A 16,551-nucleotide genomic window follows, 5' to 3' on the forward strand; every position below is an offset into this window, starting at 1 on the left:
TTTCTAAGAGATAGAAAGGAGTCTTTATGGGACAGAAAGTTAATCCTCATGGTTTAAGAGTCGGCGTAATCAAAGACTGGGATGCAAAGTGGTATGCAGAAGACGATTTCGCTGATAACCTTGTAGAAGATTATAACATTAGAAAATTCCTCAAGAATAAGTTATATGCTGCAGGAATTTCAAAGATTGAAACAGAGAGAGCTTCAGACAGATTAAAGATCGTTATTCATACAGCTAAGCCTGGTATCGTAATCGGTAAGGGCGGTGCTGAAATCGAGAACTTAAAGAAGCAGGTAGAGAAGTTAACATCTGCTAAGAAGTTAAGCATTGATATCAAGGAAGTTAAGAGACCAGATAAGGATGCTCAGCTTGTTGCAGAGAACATCGCTCAGCAGTTAGAGAACCGTATCTCTTTCAGAAGAGCTATGAAGTCTTGCATGGGCAGAACAATGAAGCAGGGAGCTAAGGGTATCAAGACATCTTGCTCAGGACGTCTCGGTGGAGCTGATATGGCTCGTACAGAGTTCTATAGCGAGGGTACAATTCCTCTTCAGACACTTCGTGCAGATATCGACTATGGATTTGCAGAAGCAGATACAACTTATGGCAAGGTTGGTGTTAAGGTTTGGATCTACGAAGGTGAGGTTCTTCCTACAAAGAATAATGCCAACGCTAACGTAGAAAAGGAAGGGAGCGATAAGTAATGTTACTACCTAAGAGAGTTAAACATCGTAGACAGTTCCGTGGTTCTATGGCTGGTAAGGCTACAAGAGGCAATAAGATCACTAATGGTGAATTCGGTATTGTTGCAACAGAACCTTGTTGGATCAAATCAAATCAGATAGAAGCTGCCCGTGTCGCTATGACAAGATATATTAAGCGTGGTGGTAAAGTATTTATAAAGATTTTCCCAGATAAGCCGGTAACAGGTAAGCCTATCGGTGTTCGTATGGGTAAAGGTAAAGGTAACTTGGAGTGCTGGGTAGCAGTAGTTAAACCTGGACGTGTAATGTTCGAGATTTCAGGCGTTGCTGAAGAAACAGCAAGAGAAGCTTTACGTCTCGCAACACATAAGCTTCCTTGCAAGTGCAAGATTGTTTCACGTGCAGACTTAGAAGGCGGTGATAACAGTGAAAATTAATAAGTATGTAGAAGATTTAAAGGCAAAATCAGCTGCAGAGTTAAATGAAGAATTAGTAGCTGCTAAGAAGGAACTTTTCAATTTAAGATTCCAGAACGCAACAAATCAGCTGGACAACACAAGCAGAATTAAGGAAGTTCGTAAGAACATCGCTAGAATCCAGACTGTAATTGCACAGAAGAATGCTTAATTAAGGCATATAGACTTAGATATCCTAAGAAAGGAGAATAACTGTGGAAGAGAGAAATTTAAGAAAAACTCGTACAGGTAAGGTTATAAGCAATAAGATGGATAAGACAATCGTTGTTGCAGTACAGGACAACGTTAAACATCCACTTTACAATAAGATCGTTAAAAGAACTTACAAGTTAAAGGCACACGATGAGAACAATGAATGTTTAATCGGAGATGTTGTTAAGGTAATGGAGACTAGACCTTTATCTAAGGATAAGAGATGGAGATTAGTTGAGATTATCAGTAGAGCAAAATAATAAGAATTTATTTGTGATATTACTGAAAGGAGTAGTATTATGGTACAACAGGAAACCAGACTTAAGGTTGCTGATAATACTGGTGCTAAGGAAATTCTTTGTATCAGAGTTATGGGCGGATCTACAAGAAGATATGCAAATATCGGTGATGTAATTGTCGCTACTGTTAAAGAAGCAACACCAGGCGGCGTTGTTAAAAAGGGTGACGTTGTTAAGGCCGTTGTCGTACGTTCAGTAAAGGGCGCACGTCGTAAGGACGGTTCATATATTAAATTTGATGAGAATGCTGCTGTTATAATTAAAGATGATCAGACTCCTAAGGGAACTCGTATCTTTGGTCCAGTAGCCAGAGAGTTAAGAGATAAGAAGTTCATGAAAATCGTATCTCTTGCTCCAGAAGTATTATAGGAGGTACCACAATGTCAGCTGTTAGAATTAAAAAGGGTGATACTGTTAAGGTTATCGCAGGAAAAGACAAAGGCAAAGAGGGCAAGGTATTGTCTGTAAATGCTAAGAATCATACAGCATTAGTTGAGGGCGTTAACATGGTTACAAAGCATGCTAAGCCAAGCGCAGCTAATCAGCAGGGTGGAATTCTCCACCAGGAAGCACCAATCGATATCTCAAATATCGCTTACTCATTAAAGGGTAAGGAAACAAAGATTGGTTATGACTTCAAGGACGGTAAGAAAGTTCGTGTTGCTAAGGCAACTGGCGAAGTTATCGATTAATAAAGGAAGGAGGCAATAATTTTGAGTAGACTTAGAGAATTATACGATAATGAAATTACTAAGAAGATGACTGAGAAATTCGGTTACAAGAACCCAATGATGGTTCCAAAGATCGACAAGATCGTAATTAACATGGGCGTTGGCGAAGCTAAGGAAAATTCAAAGCTTCTTGACATAGCTGTTAAAGAAATGGAAACAATTGCTGGTCAGAAGGCAGTTCTTACAAGAGCTAAGAATTCAATTGCTAACTTCAAGTTAAGAGAGGGTCAGGCAATTGGTTGTAAGGTTACATTAAGAGGAGAGAAGATGTATGAATTCCTTGACAGATTAGTAAACCTTGCATTACCACGTGTACGTGACTTCCGTGGCGTTAGCGCTGATTCATTTGATGGAAGAGGTAACTATGCTTTAGGTATCAAAGAGCAGATTATCTTCCCAGAAATCGAATATGACAAGATTGATAAGGTTAGAGGTATGGATGTAATCATTACAACTACAGCTAAGACTGATGAGGAAGCTCGTGAGTTATTAAGATTATTCAACATGCCATTTAAGAAATAATTAAGGAGGGAAATTCAATGGCTAAGACTTCTATGAAGGTTAAGCAGCAGAGAGCACCTAAGTTCTCTACAAGAGCGTATACACGTTGTACAATATGTGGTCGTCCACATTCTGTTTTAAGAAAATACGGAATCTGCAGAATTTGCTTCCGTGAATTAGCTTACAAGGGACAGATTCCTGGAGTTAAGAAAGCATCTTGGTAAAATCAATTAACGTAGTCCTGGTAACAGGAAACCAGTTAAAATAAGGAGGAAAATTTCAATGACAGATCCAATTGCAGATATGCTTACAAGAATTCGTAATGCAAATACAGCAAAGCACGACACAGTTGATGTTCCATCATCTAAGATGAAGCTTGCAATCGCTAAGATTCTTTTAGACGAGGGTTATATTAAGTCTTATGAGCTCGTTGAGAACGGTAAGTTCAACGATATCCGTATTACATTAAAGTACGGTGCTTCTAAGAATGAGAAGATCATTTCAGGTCTTCAGAGAATCTCTAAGCCAGGTCTTAGAGTATATGCAAACAAGGAAGAACTTCCAAAAGTTCTCGGTGGTCTTGGTGTAGCTATTATATCTACAAACAAGGGCGTTATTACTGACAAGGAAGCTAGAAAGCTCGGCGTTGGTGGAGAAGTTCTTTGCTTCGTTTGGTAATTATTGAACACTTACACACAGGGAAACGGGAATCCTATCCCATCGTAGTTCAGCGTATATGAATGTTTCCCTCATTATAATTAGGAGGTGCACGGCATGTCACGTATAGGAAGAATGCCTATCGCTATCCCAGCAGGAGTTACTGTTGAGATTGCAGAAAATAATAAAGTGACTGTAAAGGGTCCAAAGGGAACTCTTGAGAGAGTTTTACCAGCAGAGATGGACATTAAGCAGGAAGGTTCTGAAATCGTTGTTTCAAGACCAAATGACTTAAAGAAGATGAAGTCATTACATGGACTTACAAGAACACTTATTCATAACATGATTATTGGTGTTACAGAAGGCTATGAGAAGAAGCTTGAAGTTAACGGTGTTGGTTATAGAGCACAGAAGCAGGGTAAGAAGTTAGTTCTTTCATTAGGCTACTCTCATCCAGTTGAGATGGAAGATCCAGAAGGAATTGAAACAGTTCTTGATGGAACAAACATCATCATTGTTAAAGGTATCAGTAAAGAAGCAGTTGGCCAGTACGCAGCTGAAATCAGAGCAAAGAGAGCTCCAGAGCCATATAAGGGCAAGGGTATCAAGTATGCTGATGAAGTTATCAGACGTAAAGTTGGTAAGACTGGTAAGAAATAATTAAAGGAGAAAACATAATGGTTAGTAAGAAATCAAGAACAGTAGTTCGCGAACAGAAGCATAGAAGATTACGTAATCGTTTCAGTGGTACTGCAGAAAGACCACGTTTAGCTGTGTTCAGAAGCAATAATCATATGTATGCTCAGATTATTGACGACACAGTTGGAAAGACACTTGTATCAGCATCAACTCTTGATAAGGAAGTTAAGGCAGAGCTTGAGAAGACAAATAATGTTGAAGCAGCAGCTGCTGTTGGTACAGTCGTAGCAAAGAGAGCATTAGAAAAGGGAATCAAGACTGTTGTTTATGACAGAGGCGGTTTCATTTATGCAGGTAAAATTAAGGCATTAGCAGAGGCAGCTCGTGAAGCTGGCCTTGAATTCTAAGCGGAAGGGAGATTACAGTATGAAACGTACAATAATTGATGCTAGTCAGTTAGAATTAAATGATAATGTAGTATCAATCAAGCGTGTAACAAAGGTTGTAAAGGGTGGACGTAACATGCGTTTTGCAGCATTAGTAGTTGTTGGTGACGGCAACGGACACGTAGGTGCAGGTGTTGGTAAGGCAGCTGAAATTCCAGAAGCTATCCGCAAGGGAAAAGAAGATGCTATCAAACATTTAGTAGAAGTTCCAATCGATGAGAACGGTTCAGTTCCACATGATTTTCTTGGAAAGTTCGGAGGAGCTACAGTATTATTAAAGAGAGCTCCAGAAGGTACTGGTATCATCGCTGGTGGTCCAGCACGTTCAATCCTTGAGCTTGCAGGTATCAAGAATATCCGTACAAAGTCACTTGGATCAAACAACAAGCAGAATGTTGTATTAGCAACAATCGAAGGACTTAAGTCTATGAAGACTCCAGAAGAAGTTGCAAGACTTCGTGGAAAGTCAGTTAGCGAGATCCTTGGTTAATTAAATTGTGATTCCTGCTAAGCAGGAGATGGAGGTTAAAATGGCTGAGAAGTTAAGAATAACTTTAGTTAAGTCTCCAATCGGCGCTGTTCCTAAGCATAGAAAAACTGTTGAAGCTATGGGTCTTACAAAGATGCATAAGACAGTTGAACTTCCAGATAATGCTGCTACAAGAGGACAGATTCAGCAGATTGGTTATATGTTAAAGGTAGAAGAAATCTAATTACAGATAAGGAGGTGCAATGATGGATTTATCTAATTTGAGACCTGCAGAAGGTTCAGTATTAAGCGATAATTTCAGAAGAGGTCGTGGACATGGCTCAGGTAACGGCAAGACAGCTGGTAAGGGTCATAAAGGACAGAAAGCTCGTTCAGGAGCACCAAGACCAGGTTTTGAAGGTGGCCAGATGCCATTATATAGAAGAATTCCTAAGAGAGGATTCACTAACAGAAACCGTAAGGAATTCGTTGCTATTAATGTTAATGTATTAGATCGTTTTGATAACGGTGCAGAGGTTACTGTTGATACATTAATTGAGTCAGGAATCGTTAAAGATCCTAAGGACGGAATCAAGATTCTTGCAAACGGCGAGCTTACAAAGAAGCTTACTGTTAAGGCTAACGCATTCAGTGCTGCAGCTAAGGAGAAGATCGAGGCTCTCGGCGGAACCTGCGAGGTGATCTAATATGTTTAAAACACTTGTAGGCGCTTTTAAGAACAAAGATATAAGAAAAAAGATAATATATACATTATTAATTCTTGTTGTTGTCAGAGTTGGAAGTTTACTTCCAATCCCTGGTGTAGACACCAATTATTTTAGTAGCTTACTTAGTGGAATTAATACTGGTGATTTAAGTTATCTCAGTGCTTTTACAGGAGGTTCATTCGAAAGAATGTCCCTCTTTGCGCTGAGCATAACACCATATATCACATCTTCAATCATTATGCAGCTTCTCACAATTGCAATTCCTAAATTAGAGGAAATGCAGAAAGAGGGAGAAGATGGTAGAAAGAAGATTGCATCGATTACAAGATACGTAACAATTGGTCTTTCTTTAATAGAAAGTATCGCTATGGCGGTTGGCTTTGGTAGAACAGGTCTTATCAAAGATTCAGCACAGCTTAGCACATTACATTATGTAGTATGTATAATCGTAGTTGTAGCTGCACTTACAGCTGGTTCAGCAGTATTAATGTGGCTTGGTGAGCGAATCACTGAAAAGGGTGTTGGAAATGGTATTTCAATTGTACTTTTAATTAATATCATATCAGGTATGCCTAGTGATTTTGCTACATTATATAGCACATTTGTTGCACCAAAGACACCTGCAAAGGGTGTTTTAGCAGCAGTAATAATATTAGCAATTCTTATTGTTATGGTAGTTCTTGTATGCTTCCTTCAGGATGGAGAGAGAAGAATTCCTGTTCAGTACTCTCAGAAGGTCAGCGGTAGAAGAACAGTTGGCGGACAGTCAACAAACATTCCATTAAAGGTTAATACTGCAGGTGTTATGCCAATTATTTTCGCATCATCACTTATGCAGTTTCCAGTTATAATTGCACAGTTATTTGGTAAATCATATGAGTGGACCAGATATCTCAGCTCATCATACTGGTGCAGAGTTGAAGCTCCAAAGTATTCAATTGGTTTATTAGTATACATAGTACTGCTTATAATATTTGCATACTTCTATACATCAATAACATTTAACCCAATTGAGGTAGCTGATAACTTAAAGAAGGCTGGTGGAGTTATCCCAGGAATAACACCTGGTAAGTCTACAAGCGAATATCTTAACAAAATACTTAATTATATCGTATTTATTGGAGCTGTCGGACTTTTAATAATTGCCCTCATTCCAATAATGTGTACAGGATTCTTTAATGCTTCTGTTTCATTCGGTGGAACATCAATTATCATTATTGTTGGTGTTGTACTTGAGACATTAAAGCAGATTGAGTCTCAGATGTGCAATCGTTACTATAAGGGATTCCTCAGTGAGTAATTCTTTATATCACGGATGATATTAGTATAAAATATTGACTTGCCCGGTTTATGCCGGGTAAGTCCTTTGTGTATTATGATTTATTACGAATATTTATGATTTTGGAATGGAGAAAATATTATGAAGATAATTATGTTAGGTGCTCCAGGAGCAGGTAAAGGTACACAGGCTAAGAAGATAGCAGCAAAATATGCTATACCACATATCTCTACAGGAGATATTTTCAGAGCTAATATTAAGAACAATACAGAGCTTGGACAGAAGGCAAAGACATACATGGATAAGGGAGAGCTCGTACCTGATGAATTAGTAGTAGATCTTATCATGGACAGATTCAAGGAAGCGGATTGTGCTAACGGATATGTACTTGATGGATTCCCAAGAACAATTCCTCAGGCAGAGGCACTTGATAAGGCTCTTAGTGCTAATGGAGAGTCAGTTGACTATGCAATCAATGTCGAAGTTCCTGATGAAAATATAATAAACAGAATGTCTGGAAGAAGAGCATGTGTAGGTTGTGGAGCAACATACCATATCCAGTTCAATCCAACAAAGGTTGAAGGAATATGTGATGCATGTGGCGAGAAGCTTATCTTAAGAGATGACGATAAGCCAGAGACAGTAAAGAACAGACTTTCAGTATATCATGAGCAGACACAGCCATTGATTGAATACTATTCAGGAAAGGGTGTACTTAAGGAAGTTGATGGTACACAGCCTATGGATGATGTATTTGCTGCAATAGTTAAGATCTTAGGTTAATCATCTATGAGTGATATAAAGGGATATTTTGCAAGTTCTAAAGCAGGCCATGACAAAGGTACTGTGTATATGATTCTCGAATCTGATGATGTATATGTTTATCTGTCGGACGGTAAATTAAGACCGACAGATAAACTTAAAAAGAAAAAGCTGAAACATGTTCAGCTCATAAAACAAAAAGATAGTGATCTTGCAGAAAAGATAGAGAAAAACCTGTTTATAAGTAATGAAGAAATAAAATATGCGATTAAGCAGATTAAAACCAGTGCCAAATAATAGGAGGTAAACTTATATGTCAAAGGCAGATGTAATTGAAATTGAAGGAAAGGTAGTTGAGAAATTACCTAATGCATTTTTTAAAGTAGAACTTGAGAATGGACATCAGATACTTGCTACAATCAGTGGTAAGTTAAGAATGAACTTCATCAGAATTCTTCCTGGTGATAAGGTAACAATTGAGTTATCACCATACGATTTAACAAAGGGAAGAATCATTTGGAGAGATAAATAAAAACAATAGGAATATATGTACAAAATATTCTTTATAAATTTTGTAAAATTTTCCTTGCGTTGATAGAAAAGGTTGTGCTATAATAGCAACCGAACTTGTCTGAAAGGAGGCTTTTGCAGTGAAGGTTAGATCATCAGTTAAACCAATTTGTGAAAAATGCAAAGTCATTAAAAGAAAGGGCAGCATCAGAATTATCTGTGAAAACCCTAAGCACAAGCAGAGACAGGGCTAATTACCCTGAAGCAGAGAAGTAGAAGTACTTCTCATATTTCTGCGTTATAGTATCAATGTCACTAGTTGGTATTATAACTAATTCTGTCTTTAATATAATGGACAGAGAACAGTTTTGCGGCTGCAGCGATGACACATCCGGATAAGTTGACGGTGTTCATTGCTATCAAATATAGTAGACTGAAGGTGACGCACACATTTCAGGCGTTCAAAGCGGGGGATAGAGCTTAGAACGAGCTGCGTAGGAATCGGACTACATTTTTCTATCTTTATTATTAATATTAATTTAATTGATCAAACGGAGGTTAAAGAACACATGGCTCGTATTTCAGGTGTAGACTTACCAAGAGAAAAGCGTATTGAAATAGGACTTACTTATGTTTACGGTATTGGCCGAGTAAGAGCATCTAAGATTCTTGAAGAGGCTGGCGTTAATCCAGATACACGTGTTAAGGATCTTACAGATGAAGAAGTTGCAAAGATTGCTAAGGTTATCGATGCTGATCCAGAACATTTAGTAGAAGGTGACTTAAGAAGAGAAGTTGCCATGAACATTAAGAGATTAAAGGAAATCGGATGCTACAGAGGAATCCGTCATAGAAAGGGACTTCCATGCAGAGGTCAGAAGACAAAGACTAATGCAAGAACATGTAAGGGTCCTAAGAAGACTGTAGCTAATAAGAAGAAATAATTGAATTGTTAAACTCACAGGAGGTTAGTTATCATGGCTCAGAAAGTTACAAAAAAAGTGACAAAGAAGCGTGTTAAGAAGAACGTTGAAAGAGGACAGGCACATATTCAGTCATCTTTCAATAATACAATAGTTACATTAACAGATGCAGAAGGAAATGCTTTATCATGGGCATCTGCAGGTGGACTCGGATTCAGAGGATCTAAGAAGTCTACTCCTTATGCAGCACAGATGGCAGCTGAGACAGCAACAAAGGCTGCATTAATCCATGGATTAAAGTCTGTAGACGTTATGGTTAAGGGACCAGGTTCAGGTAGAGAAGCAGCTATCAGAGCACTTTCAGCAGCTGGTCTTGAAGTTACAAGTATCAAGGATGTTACTCCAGTTCCACATAATGGATGCCGTCCACCAAAGCGTAGAAGAGTTTAATTTAGGGAGGTAAGATTACAATGGCAGTTAATAGAACACCTGTCCTCAAGAGATGTAGATCTCTTGAAATGGATCCTGTATATTTAGGAATAGATAAGAAATCTAGAAGAAAGGCAAAGAACGCTGGTAGAAAGGTTAGCGAGTATGGAATGCAGCTTCGTGAGAAGCAGAAGGCTAAGTTCATCTATGGTGTATTAGAGAAGCCTTTCAGAAATTACTATAAGAAGGCTGAGAGACAGAAGGGTATGACTGGTGAGAACCTTATGATCATGCTCGAGCTCAGACTTGACAATGTTCTTTTCAGATTAGGATTCGCTAGAACAAGAAAAGAAGCAAGACAGATCGTTGATCACAAGCATGTATTAGTTAATGGTAAGTGCGTAAACATCCCTTCATACCTTGTAAAGGCTGGAGATGTTATCGAAATCAGAGAGAAGTCTAAGTCATCAGCAAGATACAAGGAAATCCTTGAGTCTACTAACGGAAGACTTGTTCCAGAGTGGTTAGAGGCAGATGCAGACGCTCTTAAGGGATCAGTTAAGTCAATCCCTACAAGAGAAGTTATTGACGTTCCTGTAAACGAGATGCTTATCGTCGAGTTATATTCTAAGTAATCCGTACCGGAAATATAGAATAAAACTTATAAAACCCATAAAAAGGAGGGACTATACATGGTTGATGCAGATTTTAATTTCAAGATGCCAAAGATTGAGATGACAGAAAAATCAGAAGATGGCAAGTATGGAAAATTTGTTGTTGAGCCACTCGAAAGAGGATATGGTTTAACATTAGGTAATTCTTTAAGAAGAATTATGCTCTCTTCATTAGTTGGTACAGCTGTAAGCAGTATCAAGATTGAAGGTGTACTTCATGAATTCAGCTCAATTCCAGGTGTTAAGGAAGATGTTACTGAGATCGTCATGAACATCAAGCAGTTATCAATCAAGAACAACGGAAATTCTGTTGAGCCTAAAGAAGCACATATTGACTTCGTAGGCGAAGGTGTAGTTAGAGCATCAGATATTCAGGTTGATCCTGATATTGAAATAATCAATCCGGATCTTGTTATTGCACATCTTAATGGTGCAGACAGCAAGCTCACAATGGAACTTACAATCACTAATGGTCGTGGTTATGTAAGCTCTGAGAAGAATAAGAGAGATGATCAGCCAGCAGGCGTTATCGCTATTGATTCAATTTACACACCAGTAGAGAGAGTTAATATGGCAGTTCAGAATACTCGTGTAGGTCAGGATACAGATTTTGATAAGCTTACACTTGATATTTTCACTAATGGAACAATAGAACCAGATGAGGCTTTAAGTCTCGCAGCTAAGGTTTTAAGTGAACATTTAAAGGGATTCATCAATCTTTCAGAGAACGCTCAGAAAGTGGAAATCATGGTTGAGCAGGAAGAGGATGAGACTACTAAGGTCCTTTCAATGAGCATTGAAGATCTTGAATTATCTGTTCGTTCATCTAATTGTCTTAGAAGAGCTGGTATCAACACAGTTGAAGAGCTTTGCAATAAGACATCAGATGATATGATGAAGGTAAGAAACTTAGGTAAGAAGTCTTTAGATGAAGTTCTCCTTAAGCTTAAGGAAATGGGCTTACATCTTAGACCTAACGAAGATTAATTTGTAGATACGGCGGCTATACAGTAAGTCCATAAGCGCATGTGTAGCTGTTACAAATGGAGGTAAATCATGGCAAAATATAGAAAGCTCGGCAGAACATCTAGCCAGAGAAAGGCTTTATTAAGAAGTCAGGTAACAGCATTAATCGAGAATGGCAAGATTGTTACTACAGAGGCAAGAGCCAAGGAAGTAAAGAAGATGGCTGAAAAGCTCATCACACTTGCAGTTAAAGAGAAAGACAACTTCGAGACAGTTAAGGTTTCAGCAAAGGTTCCTAAGAAGGATGCTGAAGGCAAGAGAGTTAAGGAAGTTGTTGATGGCAAGAAGGTTACTGTATATGAGACAGTAGAGAAGGAAATCAAGAAGGATCTTCCTTCAAGACTTCATGCTAGAAAGCAGATGGATAAGGTTCTTTACACAGTTACAGAAGTTCCTACAGCAGCTGCTGGAAAGAAGAAGAATACTAAGACTGTTGATCTTACAAACAAGTTATTTGATGAGATCGCACCTAAGTATGCTGGTCGTCAGGGCGGTTATACAAGAATCGTTAAGATCGGTTTAAGAAAAGGTGATGCAGCAATGGAAGTTCTTCTTGAATTAGTTTAATTTCAATTGCAATTTAAGCGGGTAAGGAAACTTATCCGCTTTTTTTGGAATCTGCGGTAAGACTTAAAAGGGCAGGAGGTCATATGGGAATAGTTAAAGCAAAAAACCTCACATTTGAATATATAAGACGAGATGAAGATGGTAATGTTGAGGGAATAACTAAGGCTGTTGATAATGTGAGTATTGACATTAAGCAGGGCGATTTTGTTGCCGTGTTAGGTCATAATGGCTCCGGTAAATCAACATTTGCAAAACATCTGAATGCGCTCGTTATGCCGACAGAGGGAACTGTGTGGGTTGATGGTATGGACACAAGGGAAGAGGAGAATACTTTAAAGGTAAGACAGACTGCCGGAATGGTATTTCAGAACCCTGATAACCAGATAGTTGGAACTCTTGTTGATGAAGAGGTTGGATTCGGACCAGAGAATATTGGTGTTCCAACGGAAGAAATATGGGAACGAGTTGAAAAAAGCCTGAAAGCAGTAGGAATGTATGCTTTCAGAAACCAGTCGCCAAACAAGCTATCTGGAGGACAGAAGCAGAGGATAGCGATTGCTGGAATTGTAGCAATGAAGCCAAAATGTATTGTCTTAGATGAACCAACGGCAATGCTTGATCCGTTGGGACGAAAGGATGTACTTAATGTGCTCCATGAATTGAACAGGCAGGAAAATGTAACGGTTATACTTATCACTCATTACATGGAAGAAGTAATTGATATAGACAAGCTTTATGTAATGGATGATGGAAAGCTGGTAATGTCAGGAACACCAAGAGAAATATTCTCACAGGTAGAGAAATTAAAGGAATTGAGACTTGATGTGCCACATGTTACAGAATTAGCCTATGAACTTCAGAAGGAAGGAGTTCCATTAAAGAATGGAATATTGACTTCAGAAGAATTTACAGAGGAACTCATTAGAGTTAGAAATGAGGGTTTCAATGTCAATAATAGTAGATAATATCAGCTATATTTATGAAAAAGGCACTGGCTTTGAGAGGCAGGCTTTGAAAAATGTGAGCTGTGCAATAGAAGATGGTGAATTTATCGGGCTTATTGGTCATACAGGTTCGGGTAAATCCACATTTATACAGCATCTTAATGGACTTGTTAAACCGACTGAAGGTCATATATATTACAATGGCAGAGATATATATGAGCAGGGCTTCAATATGAAAGAATTAAGAAGCAGGGTAGGACTGGTTTTTCAGTATCCGGAACACCAGCTTTTTGAGACTGAGATATTCAAAGATGTATGTTTTGGTCCTAAGAACCTTGGCCTTTCACAGAAGGAGGTTGAAATCAGAGCATTTGAGTCGTTAAGACTGGTTGGAATAGATGATAATATGTTTTATCAGTCGCCATTTGATTTGTCAGGTGGACAGAAGAGAAGGGTTGCGATTGCAGGTGTACTTGCGATGAAACCTGATGTTCTTATTCTGGATGAACCAACGGCTGGCCTTGACCCTAAGGGAAGAGATGATATTCTTAATTGTCTTAAGTATTTAAGGGAAGAGACAGGAATGACTATTATTCTTGTGTCACACAGCATGGATGATGTTGCTAACTATGTGAGCAGAATTATGGTAATGAATGATGGTGTGCTGACATATGATGACACTCCAAGAAATGTATTCAGGCATTATAAGGAGCTGGAGGCAATAGGACTAGCAGCACCACAGGTAACTTATTTGATGAATGATTTAAAACAGGCAGGCTTTGATGTTAATACAGATGCTATCACAATAGATGAAGCGAAGGAAAGCATTTTGTCAGCACTGGGATAAAGGAAGTAATATGATTCGAGATATAACAATAGGACAGTATTATCAGGCAGATTCGGTAATACACAGACTGGACCCGAGAGTTAAGCTTATGGGTACCTTAATATTCGTAATATCCCTGTTTCTGGGAAGTAATATATGGCTGTATCTGGTTGTAGCAGCATTTTTGGCGATAGTAATTGCACTGTCAAAGATACCTCTTAAATTCATTCTTAAAGGTCTTAAGGCAATTGTAATATTAATTGTAATCAGTGCGGCATTTAATCTGTTTCTGACACCAGGAACGCCTCTTATTAAGATATGGAAGCTGACGATAACGCATGAAGGCCTTAATACGGCTGTATTCATGGTTATAAGGCTTATTTTTCTTATTATGGGTTCATCCCTTATGACACTTACAACAACGCCTAATAACCTTACAGACGGGCTTGAAAAGGGACTTGGTTTTCTTAAATATATTAAAGTTCCGGTTCATGAAATTGCAATGATGATGTCTATTGCATTGAGGTTTATCCCGATTCTTATTGAGGAAACAGATAAGATAATGAAGGCACAGATGGCGCGAGGTGCAGACTTTGAGTCAGGTAATATTATTAAGAAGGCAAAAGCTATGATACCTATTCTTGTACCTTTATTCATATCAGCGTTCAGAAGAGCAAATGAACTTGCAATGGCTATGGAGGCGAGATGTTATCACGGTTCTGAGGGAAGAACCAAGATGAAGCCGCTGAAATACTCCAGAAGAGATATTAATGCATATCTTATTATCGCATTGTATCTTGCATGCATTATTGTGGTTAAGGTTACGCTTAAGTTAATATAATCAGTGTGTATACAGATATGACATTTATAATAGGCTGATTCTGGCTGAATAAGGAGGAACGCCATGCGAAGAATAAAGCTTATCGTAGCTTATGATGGAACAGAATATTCCGGCTGGCAGATTCAGCCGGAAGCACCAACTATAGAAATGTGTCTTGACAAGGCAATTCGCGAGCTTACAGGTGAAAATGTGCATGTGACCGGAGCAAGCCGTACAGACGCAGGTGTGCATGCATATGGAAATGTAGCTGTATTTGATACGGAATCGACAATACCTGGAGACAGATTCACATTTGCACTAAACAGATTCCTGCCGGATTCAATTGTTATTCAGGATTCATGGGAAGTGTCTGGAGATTTTCACCCAAGGCACTGTAACACAAGAAAGACTTACGAATACCGCATACTTAATACTGTTGTTCCGTTGCCTCAGAAGCGCAATTTCACATGGCATGTTACTGGAAGTATTGATATTGAAAAGATGAAAGAAGCTGCCGCATATATTGTTGGTGAACATGATTTCAAAAGCTTCTGCTGTGTGAGAACTCAGGCAGAATCGACTGTCAGGACTATATATTCACTTGAGGTTCTGCAGGAAGGCAGTGAGATAATAATCCGTATTAAAGGAAATGGATTCTTATACAACATGGTAAGAATTATTACAGGCACGCTTATTCAGGTAGGAAAAGGAAGATTCAAGCCTGAATATGTGAAGCAGATGTTAGAGGCAAAGGACAGGACTGTTGCAGGGCAGACTGCTCCTCCACAGGGACTTACACTTGTTGGCATTGAATATGTGGATAATGATGACGCAAGGGTTGTCTGATGTGGATAACTTTTTTGGATAAAACATTTGCAAAAGTATATTGACACACGTGGTTATGTGTTATATAATTCAGAAATGTGGCGTGATAAGTGCGCCCATAATTAAGGTTTTAAGTGTTTCACCAATGCCCCGGAGAGACATTTATATACATTAATAATTAAGCATTATAGCAATATTTCAGGAGGAAAACTAATGAAAACTTATATGGCTAGTGCATCTACAATCGAGAGAAAATGGTATGTAGTAGATGCTGCAGATTATACATTAGGTCGTTTAGCATCACAGGTTGCTGCTGTGTTAAGAGGAAAGAATAAGCCAACTTACACACCATTCCTTGACTGTGGTGACAACGTTATCGTAATTAACGCTGATAAGGTTAAGGTTACAGGAAAGAAGCTTGACCAGAAGGTTTATTACAGCCACTCAGACTATGTTGGTGGTTTAAAGGAAACAACACTTAAGGAAATGATGGAAAAGAAGCCTGAGAAGGTTATCGAGCTTGCTGTTAAGGGAATGCTTCCAAAGGGACCTTTAGGACGTCAGATGTTCACAAAGCTTCATGTTTATGCTGGTCCAGATCATGAGCAGGCAGCTCAGAAGCCAGAAGTATTAAAGTTTTAATATAAGGACACATATAAGGAGGAATTAACAGTGGCTAAGAAAGCAAACGGAAAGTTCTACGGAACAGGTAGAAGAAAAAGCAGTATTGCTAGAGTATATTTAGTACCAGGTACAGGTAATATCACAATAAATAAGAGATCACTTGATGAGTATTTCGGTCTTGAGACACTTAAGGTTGTTGTAAAGCAGCCATTAGCTCTCACAGAGACAGCTGACAAGTTCGATGTAATCGTTAACGTACACGGTGGCGGATACACAGGTCAGGCTGGTGCTATCAGACATGGTATCTCTAGAGCACTTCTTCAGGTTGATTCAGACGAGTACCGTCCATCACTTAAGAAGGCTGGTTTCTTAACAAGAGATCCAAGAATGAAGGAAAGAAAGAAGTACGGTCTCAAGGCTGCACGTCGTGCTCCACAGTTCTCAAAGAGATAATATTTACAATCCAAAGCGTCTTATGGCGTTTCAGAAAAGTATATTAC

Annotated in this window: 30 protein-coding genes; all 30 read left to right on the forward strand. The window is 38.7% G+C overall.

What is annotated here, in order from left to right:
* Positions 1-26 precede the first annotated feature (26 nt).
* The 30 genes from rpsC (at position 27) to rpsI (ending at position 16,504) form a co-directional block, all read left to right on the forward strand.
* The gene (gene rpsC / locus EUBELI_RS01470; protein WP_012738578.1) at positions 27-704 is read left to right on the forward strand and encodes a 30S ribosomal protein S3; all 678 of its coding nucleotides are present in this window, start codon (positions 27-29) and stop codon (positions 702-704) included.
* Positions 704-1,141, forward strand: coding sequence for a 50S ribosomal protein L16 (rplP, locus tag EUBELI_RS01475; protein WP_012738579.1), 438 nt, complete (start codon positions 704-706; stop codon positions 1,139-1,141). Before rpsC ends, rplP begins: the two co-directional genes overlap by 1 nt.
* Complete coding sequence (rpmC, locus tag EUBELI_RS01480) at positions 1,131-1,331, forward strand: 50S ribosomal protein L29 (protein ID WP_012738580.1); 201 nt, start codon at positions 1,131-1,133, stop codon at positions 1,329-1,331. The genes rplP and rpmC overlap by 11 nt, the downstream gene beginning before the upstream one ends.
* 43 nt (positions 1,332-1,374) lie before the next feature.
* The gene (gene rpsQ, locus EUBELI_RS01485; RefSeq protein WP_012738581.1) at positions 1,375-1,632 is read left to right on the forward strand and encodes a 30S ribosomal protein S17; all 258 of its coding nucleotides are present in this window, start codon (positions 1,375-1,377) and stop codon (positions 1,630-1,632) included.
* A 39-nt stretch (positions 1,633-1,671) separates the two neighbouring features.
* Positions 1,672-2,040, forward strand: coding sequence for a 50S ribosomal protein L14 (gene rplN, locus EUBELI_RS01490; RefSeq protein WP_012738582.1), 369 nt, complete (start codon positions 1,672-1,674; stop codon positions 2,038-2,040).
* 11 nt (positions 2,041-2,051) lie between these two features.
* Entirely contained in the window at positions 2,052-2,363 is a 312-nt protein-coding gene (rplX, locus tag EUBELI_RS01495; RefSeq protein ID WP_012738583.1) for a 50S ribosomal protein L24, read from the forward strand.
* Between the two features lie 21 nt (positions 2,364-2,384).
* Positions 2,385-2,924, forward strand: a complete 540-nt coding sequence (rplE, locus tag EUBELI_RS01500) for a 50S ribosomal protein L5 (RefSeq protein ID WP_022097710.1) — start codon at positions 2,385-2,387, stop codon at positions 2,922-2,924.
* A gap of 17 nt (positions 2,925-2,941) precedes the next feature.
* Positions 2,942-3,127 carry a type Z 30S ribosomal protein S14 gene (locus EUBELI_RS01505; protein WP_012738585.1) on the forward strand — a complete coding sequence of 62 codons (186 nt, stop codon included), beginning with the start codon at positions 2,942-2,944 and terminating at the stop codon, positions 3,125-3,127.
* A gap of 52 nt (positions 3,128-3,179) precedes the next feature.
* Positions 3,180-3,581: a 30S ribosomal protein S8 gene (gene rpsH, locus EUBELI_RS01510; protein ID WP_041687891.1), complete on the forward strand. Its 402-nt coding sequence runs from the start codon at positions 3,180-3,182 to the stop codon at positions 3,579-3,581.
* 96 nt (positions 3,582-3,677) lie between these two features.
* Positions 3,678-4,220 carry a 50S ribosomal protein L6 gene (gene rplF / locus EUBELI_RS01515; protein ID WP_022097709.1) on the forward strand — a complete coding sequence of 181 codons (543 nt, stop codon included), beginning with the start codon at positions 3,678-3,680 and terminating at the stop codon, positions 4,218-4,220.
* A gap of 17 nt (positions 4,221-4,237) precedes the next feature.
* Positions 4,238-4,606, forward strand: a complete 369-nt coding sequence (gene rplR, locus EUBELI_RS01520; RefSeq protein WP_012738588.1) for a 50S ribosomal protein L18 — start codon at positions 4,238-4,240, stop codon at positions 4,604-4,606.
* Between the two features lie 19 nt (positions 4,607-4,625).
* Positions 4,626-5,135: a 30S ribosomal protein S5 gene (gene rpsE, locus EUBELI_RS01525; protein ID WP_022097708.1), complete on the forward strand. Its 510-nt coding sequence runs from the start codon at positions 4,626-4,628 to the stop codon at positions 5,133-5,135.
* Positions 5,136-5,175: 40 nt separating this feature from the next.
* Positions 5,176-5,358, forward strand: a complete 183-nt coding sequence (gene rpmD, locus EUBELI_RS01530) for a 50S ribosomal protein L30 (protein ID WP_022097707.1) — start codon at positions 5,176-5,178, stop codon at positions 5,356-5,358.
* A gap of 22 nt (positions 5,359-5,380) precedes the next feature.
* A complete protein-coding gene (gene rplO, locus EUBELI_RS01535) occupies positions 5,381-5,821 on the forward strand; it encodes a 50S ribosomal protein L15 (RefSeq protein ID WP_041687892.1) in 441 nt (146 codons plus the stop codon).
* A 1-nt stretch (position 5,822) separates the two neighbouring features.
* Positions 5,823-7,142: a preprotein translocase subunit SecY gene (secY, locus tag EUBELI_RS01540; protein WP_012738592.1), complete on the forward strand. Its 1,320-nt coding sequence runs from the start codon at positions 5,823-5,825 to the stop codon at positions 7,140-7,142.
* A 120-nt stretch (positions 7,143-7,262) separates the two neighbouring features.
* The gene (locus tag EUBELI_RS01545) at positions 7,263-7,904 is read left to right on the forward strand and encodes an adenylate kinase (RefSeq protein WP_012738593.1); all 642 of its coding nucleotides are present in this window, start codon (positions 7,263-7,265) and stop codon (positions 7,902-7,904) included.
* Positions 7,905-7,910: 6 nt separating this feature from the next.
* A complete protein-coding gene (locus EUBELI_RS01550; RefSeq protein WP_012738594.1) occupies positions 7,911-8,180 on the forward strand; it encodes a KOW domain-containing RNA-binding protein in 270 nt (89 codons plus the stop codon).
* 16 nt (positions 8,181-8,196) lie between these two features.
* Positions 8,197-8,415 carry a translation initiation factor IF-1 gene (gene infA / locus EUBELI_RS01555; protein ID WP_012738595.1) on the forward strand — a complete coding sequence of 73 codons (219 nt, stop codon included), beginning with the start codon at positions 8,197-8,199 and terminating at the stop codon, positions 8,413-8,415.
* Between the two features lie 118 nt (positions 8,416-8,533).
* The gene (gene rpmJ, locus EUBELI_RS01560; protein WP_003022746.1) at positions 8,534-8,647 is read left to right on the forward strand and encodes a 50S ribosomal protein L36; all 114 of its coding nucleotides are present in this window, start codon (positions 8,534-8,536) and stop codon (positions 8,645-8,647) included.
* A 315-nt stretch (positions 8,648-8,962) separates the two neighbouring features.
* The gene (rpsM, locus tag EUBELI_RS01565) at positions 8,963-9,337 is read left to right on the forward strand and encodes a 30S ribosomal protein S13 (RefSeq protein WP_012738596.1); all 375 of its coding nucleotides are present in this window, start codon (positions 8,963-8,965) and stop codon (positions 9,335-9,337) included.
* 33 nt (positions 9,338-9,370) lie between these two features.
* Positions 9,371-9,766, forward strand: coding sequence for a 30S ribosomal protein S11 (gene rpsK, locus EUBELI_RS01570; protein WP_012738597.1), 396 nt, complete (start codon positions 9,371-9,373; stop codon positions 9,764-9,766).
* A 20-nt stretch (positions 9,767-9,786) separates the two neighbouring features.
* Complete coding sequence (rpsD, locus tag EUBELI_RS01575) at positions 9,787-10,380, forward strand: 30S ribosomal protein S4 (RefSeq protein ID WP_012738598.1); 594 nt, start codon at positions 9,787-9,789, stop codon at positions 10,378-10,380.
* A gap of 57 nt (positions 10,381-10,437) precedes the next feature.
* Entirely contained in the window at positions 10,438-11,406 is a 969-nt protein-coding gene (locus EUBELI_RS01580; protein WP_012738599.1) for a DNA-directed RNA polymerase subunit alpha, read from the forward strand.
* Positions 11,407-11,475: 69 nt separating this feature from the next.
* Positions 11,476-12,012, forward strand: a complete 537-nt coding sequence (locus EUBELI_RS01585) for a bL17 family ribosomal protein (protein WP_012738600.1) — start codon at positions 11,476-11,478, stop codon at positions 12,010-12,012.
* 83 nt (positions 12,013-12,095) lie between these two features.
* Positions 12,096-12,977, forward strand: a complete 882-nt coding sequence (locus EUBELI_RS01590; protein WP_041687893.1) for an energy-coupling factor transporter ATPase — start codon at positions 12,096-12,098, stop codon at positions 12,975-12,977.
* On the forward strand, positions 12,958-13,803 hold the full coding sequence (locus EUBELI_RS01595; RefSeq protein ID WP_012738602.1) for an energy-coupling factor transporter ATPase: 846 nt from the start codon (positions 12,958-12,960) through the stop codon (positions 13,801-13,803). Before EUBELI_RS01590 ends, EUBELI_RS01595 begins: the two co-directional genes overlap by 20 nt.
* Positions 13,804-13,813: 10 nt before the next feature.
* Positions 13,814-14,623: an energy-coupling factor transporter transmembrane component T family protein gene (locus EUBELI_RS01600; protein ID WP_022097703.1), complete on the forward strand. Its 810-nt coding sequence runs from the start codon at positions 13,814-13,816 to the stop codon at positions 14,621-14,623.
* A 63-nt stretch (positions 14,624-14,686) separates the two neighbouring features.
* On the forward strand, positions 14,687-15,448 hold the full coding sequence (truA, locus tag EUBELI_RS01605; RefSeq protein WP_012738604.1) for a tRNA pseudouridine(38-40) synthase TruA: 762 nt from the start codon (positions 14,687-14,689) through the stop codon (positions 15,446-15,448).
* A gap of 192 nt (positions 15,449-15,640) precedes the next feature.
* A complete protein-coding gene (rplM, locus tag EUBELI_RS01610; RefSeq protein ID WP_012738605.1) occupies positions 15,641-16,069 on the forward strand; it encodes a 50S ribosomal protein L13 in 429 nt (142 codons plus the stop codon).
* Positions 16,070-16,099: 30 nt separating this feature from the next.
* Positions 16,100-16,504 (forward strand): 30S ribosomal protein S9, encoded by a 405-nt coding sequence (rpsI, locus tag EUBELI_RS01615; RefSeq protein WP_012738606.1) that lies wholly within the window; start codon positions 16,100-16,102, stop codon positions 16,502-16,504.
* The last annotated feature ends 47 nt before the right edge of the window (positions 16,505-16,551 follow it).

This window comes from [Eubacterium] eligens ATCC 27750 (assembly GCF_000146185.1).
Classification (GTDB): domain Bacteria; phylum Bacillota; class Clostridia; order Lachnospirales; family Lachnospiraceae; genus Lachnospira; species Lachnospira eligens.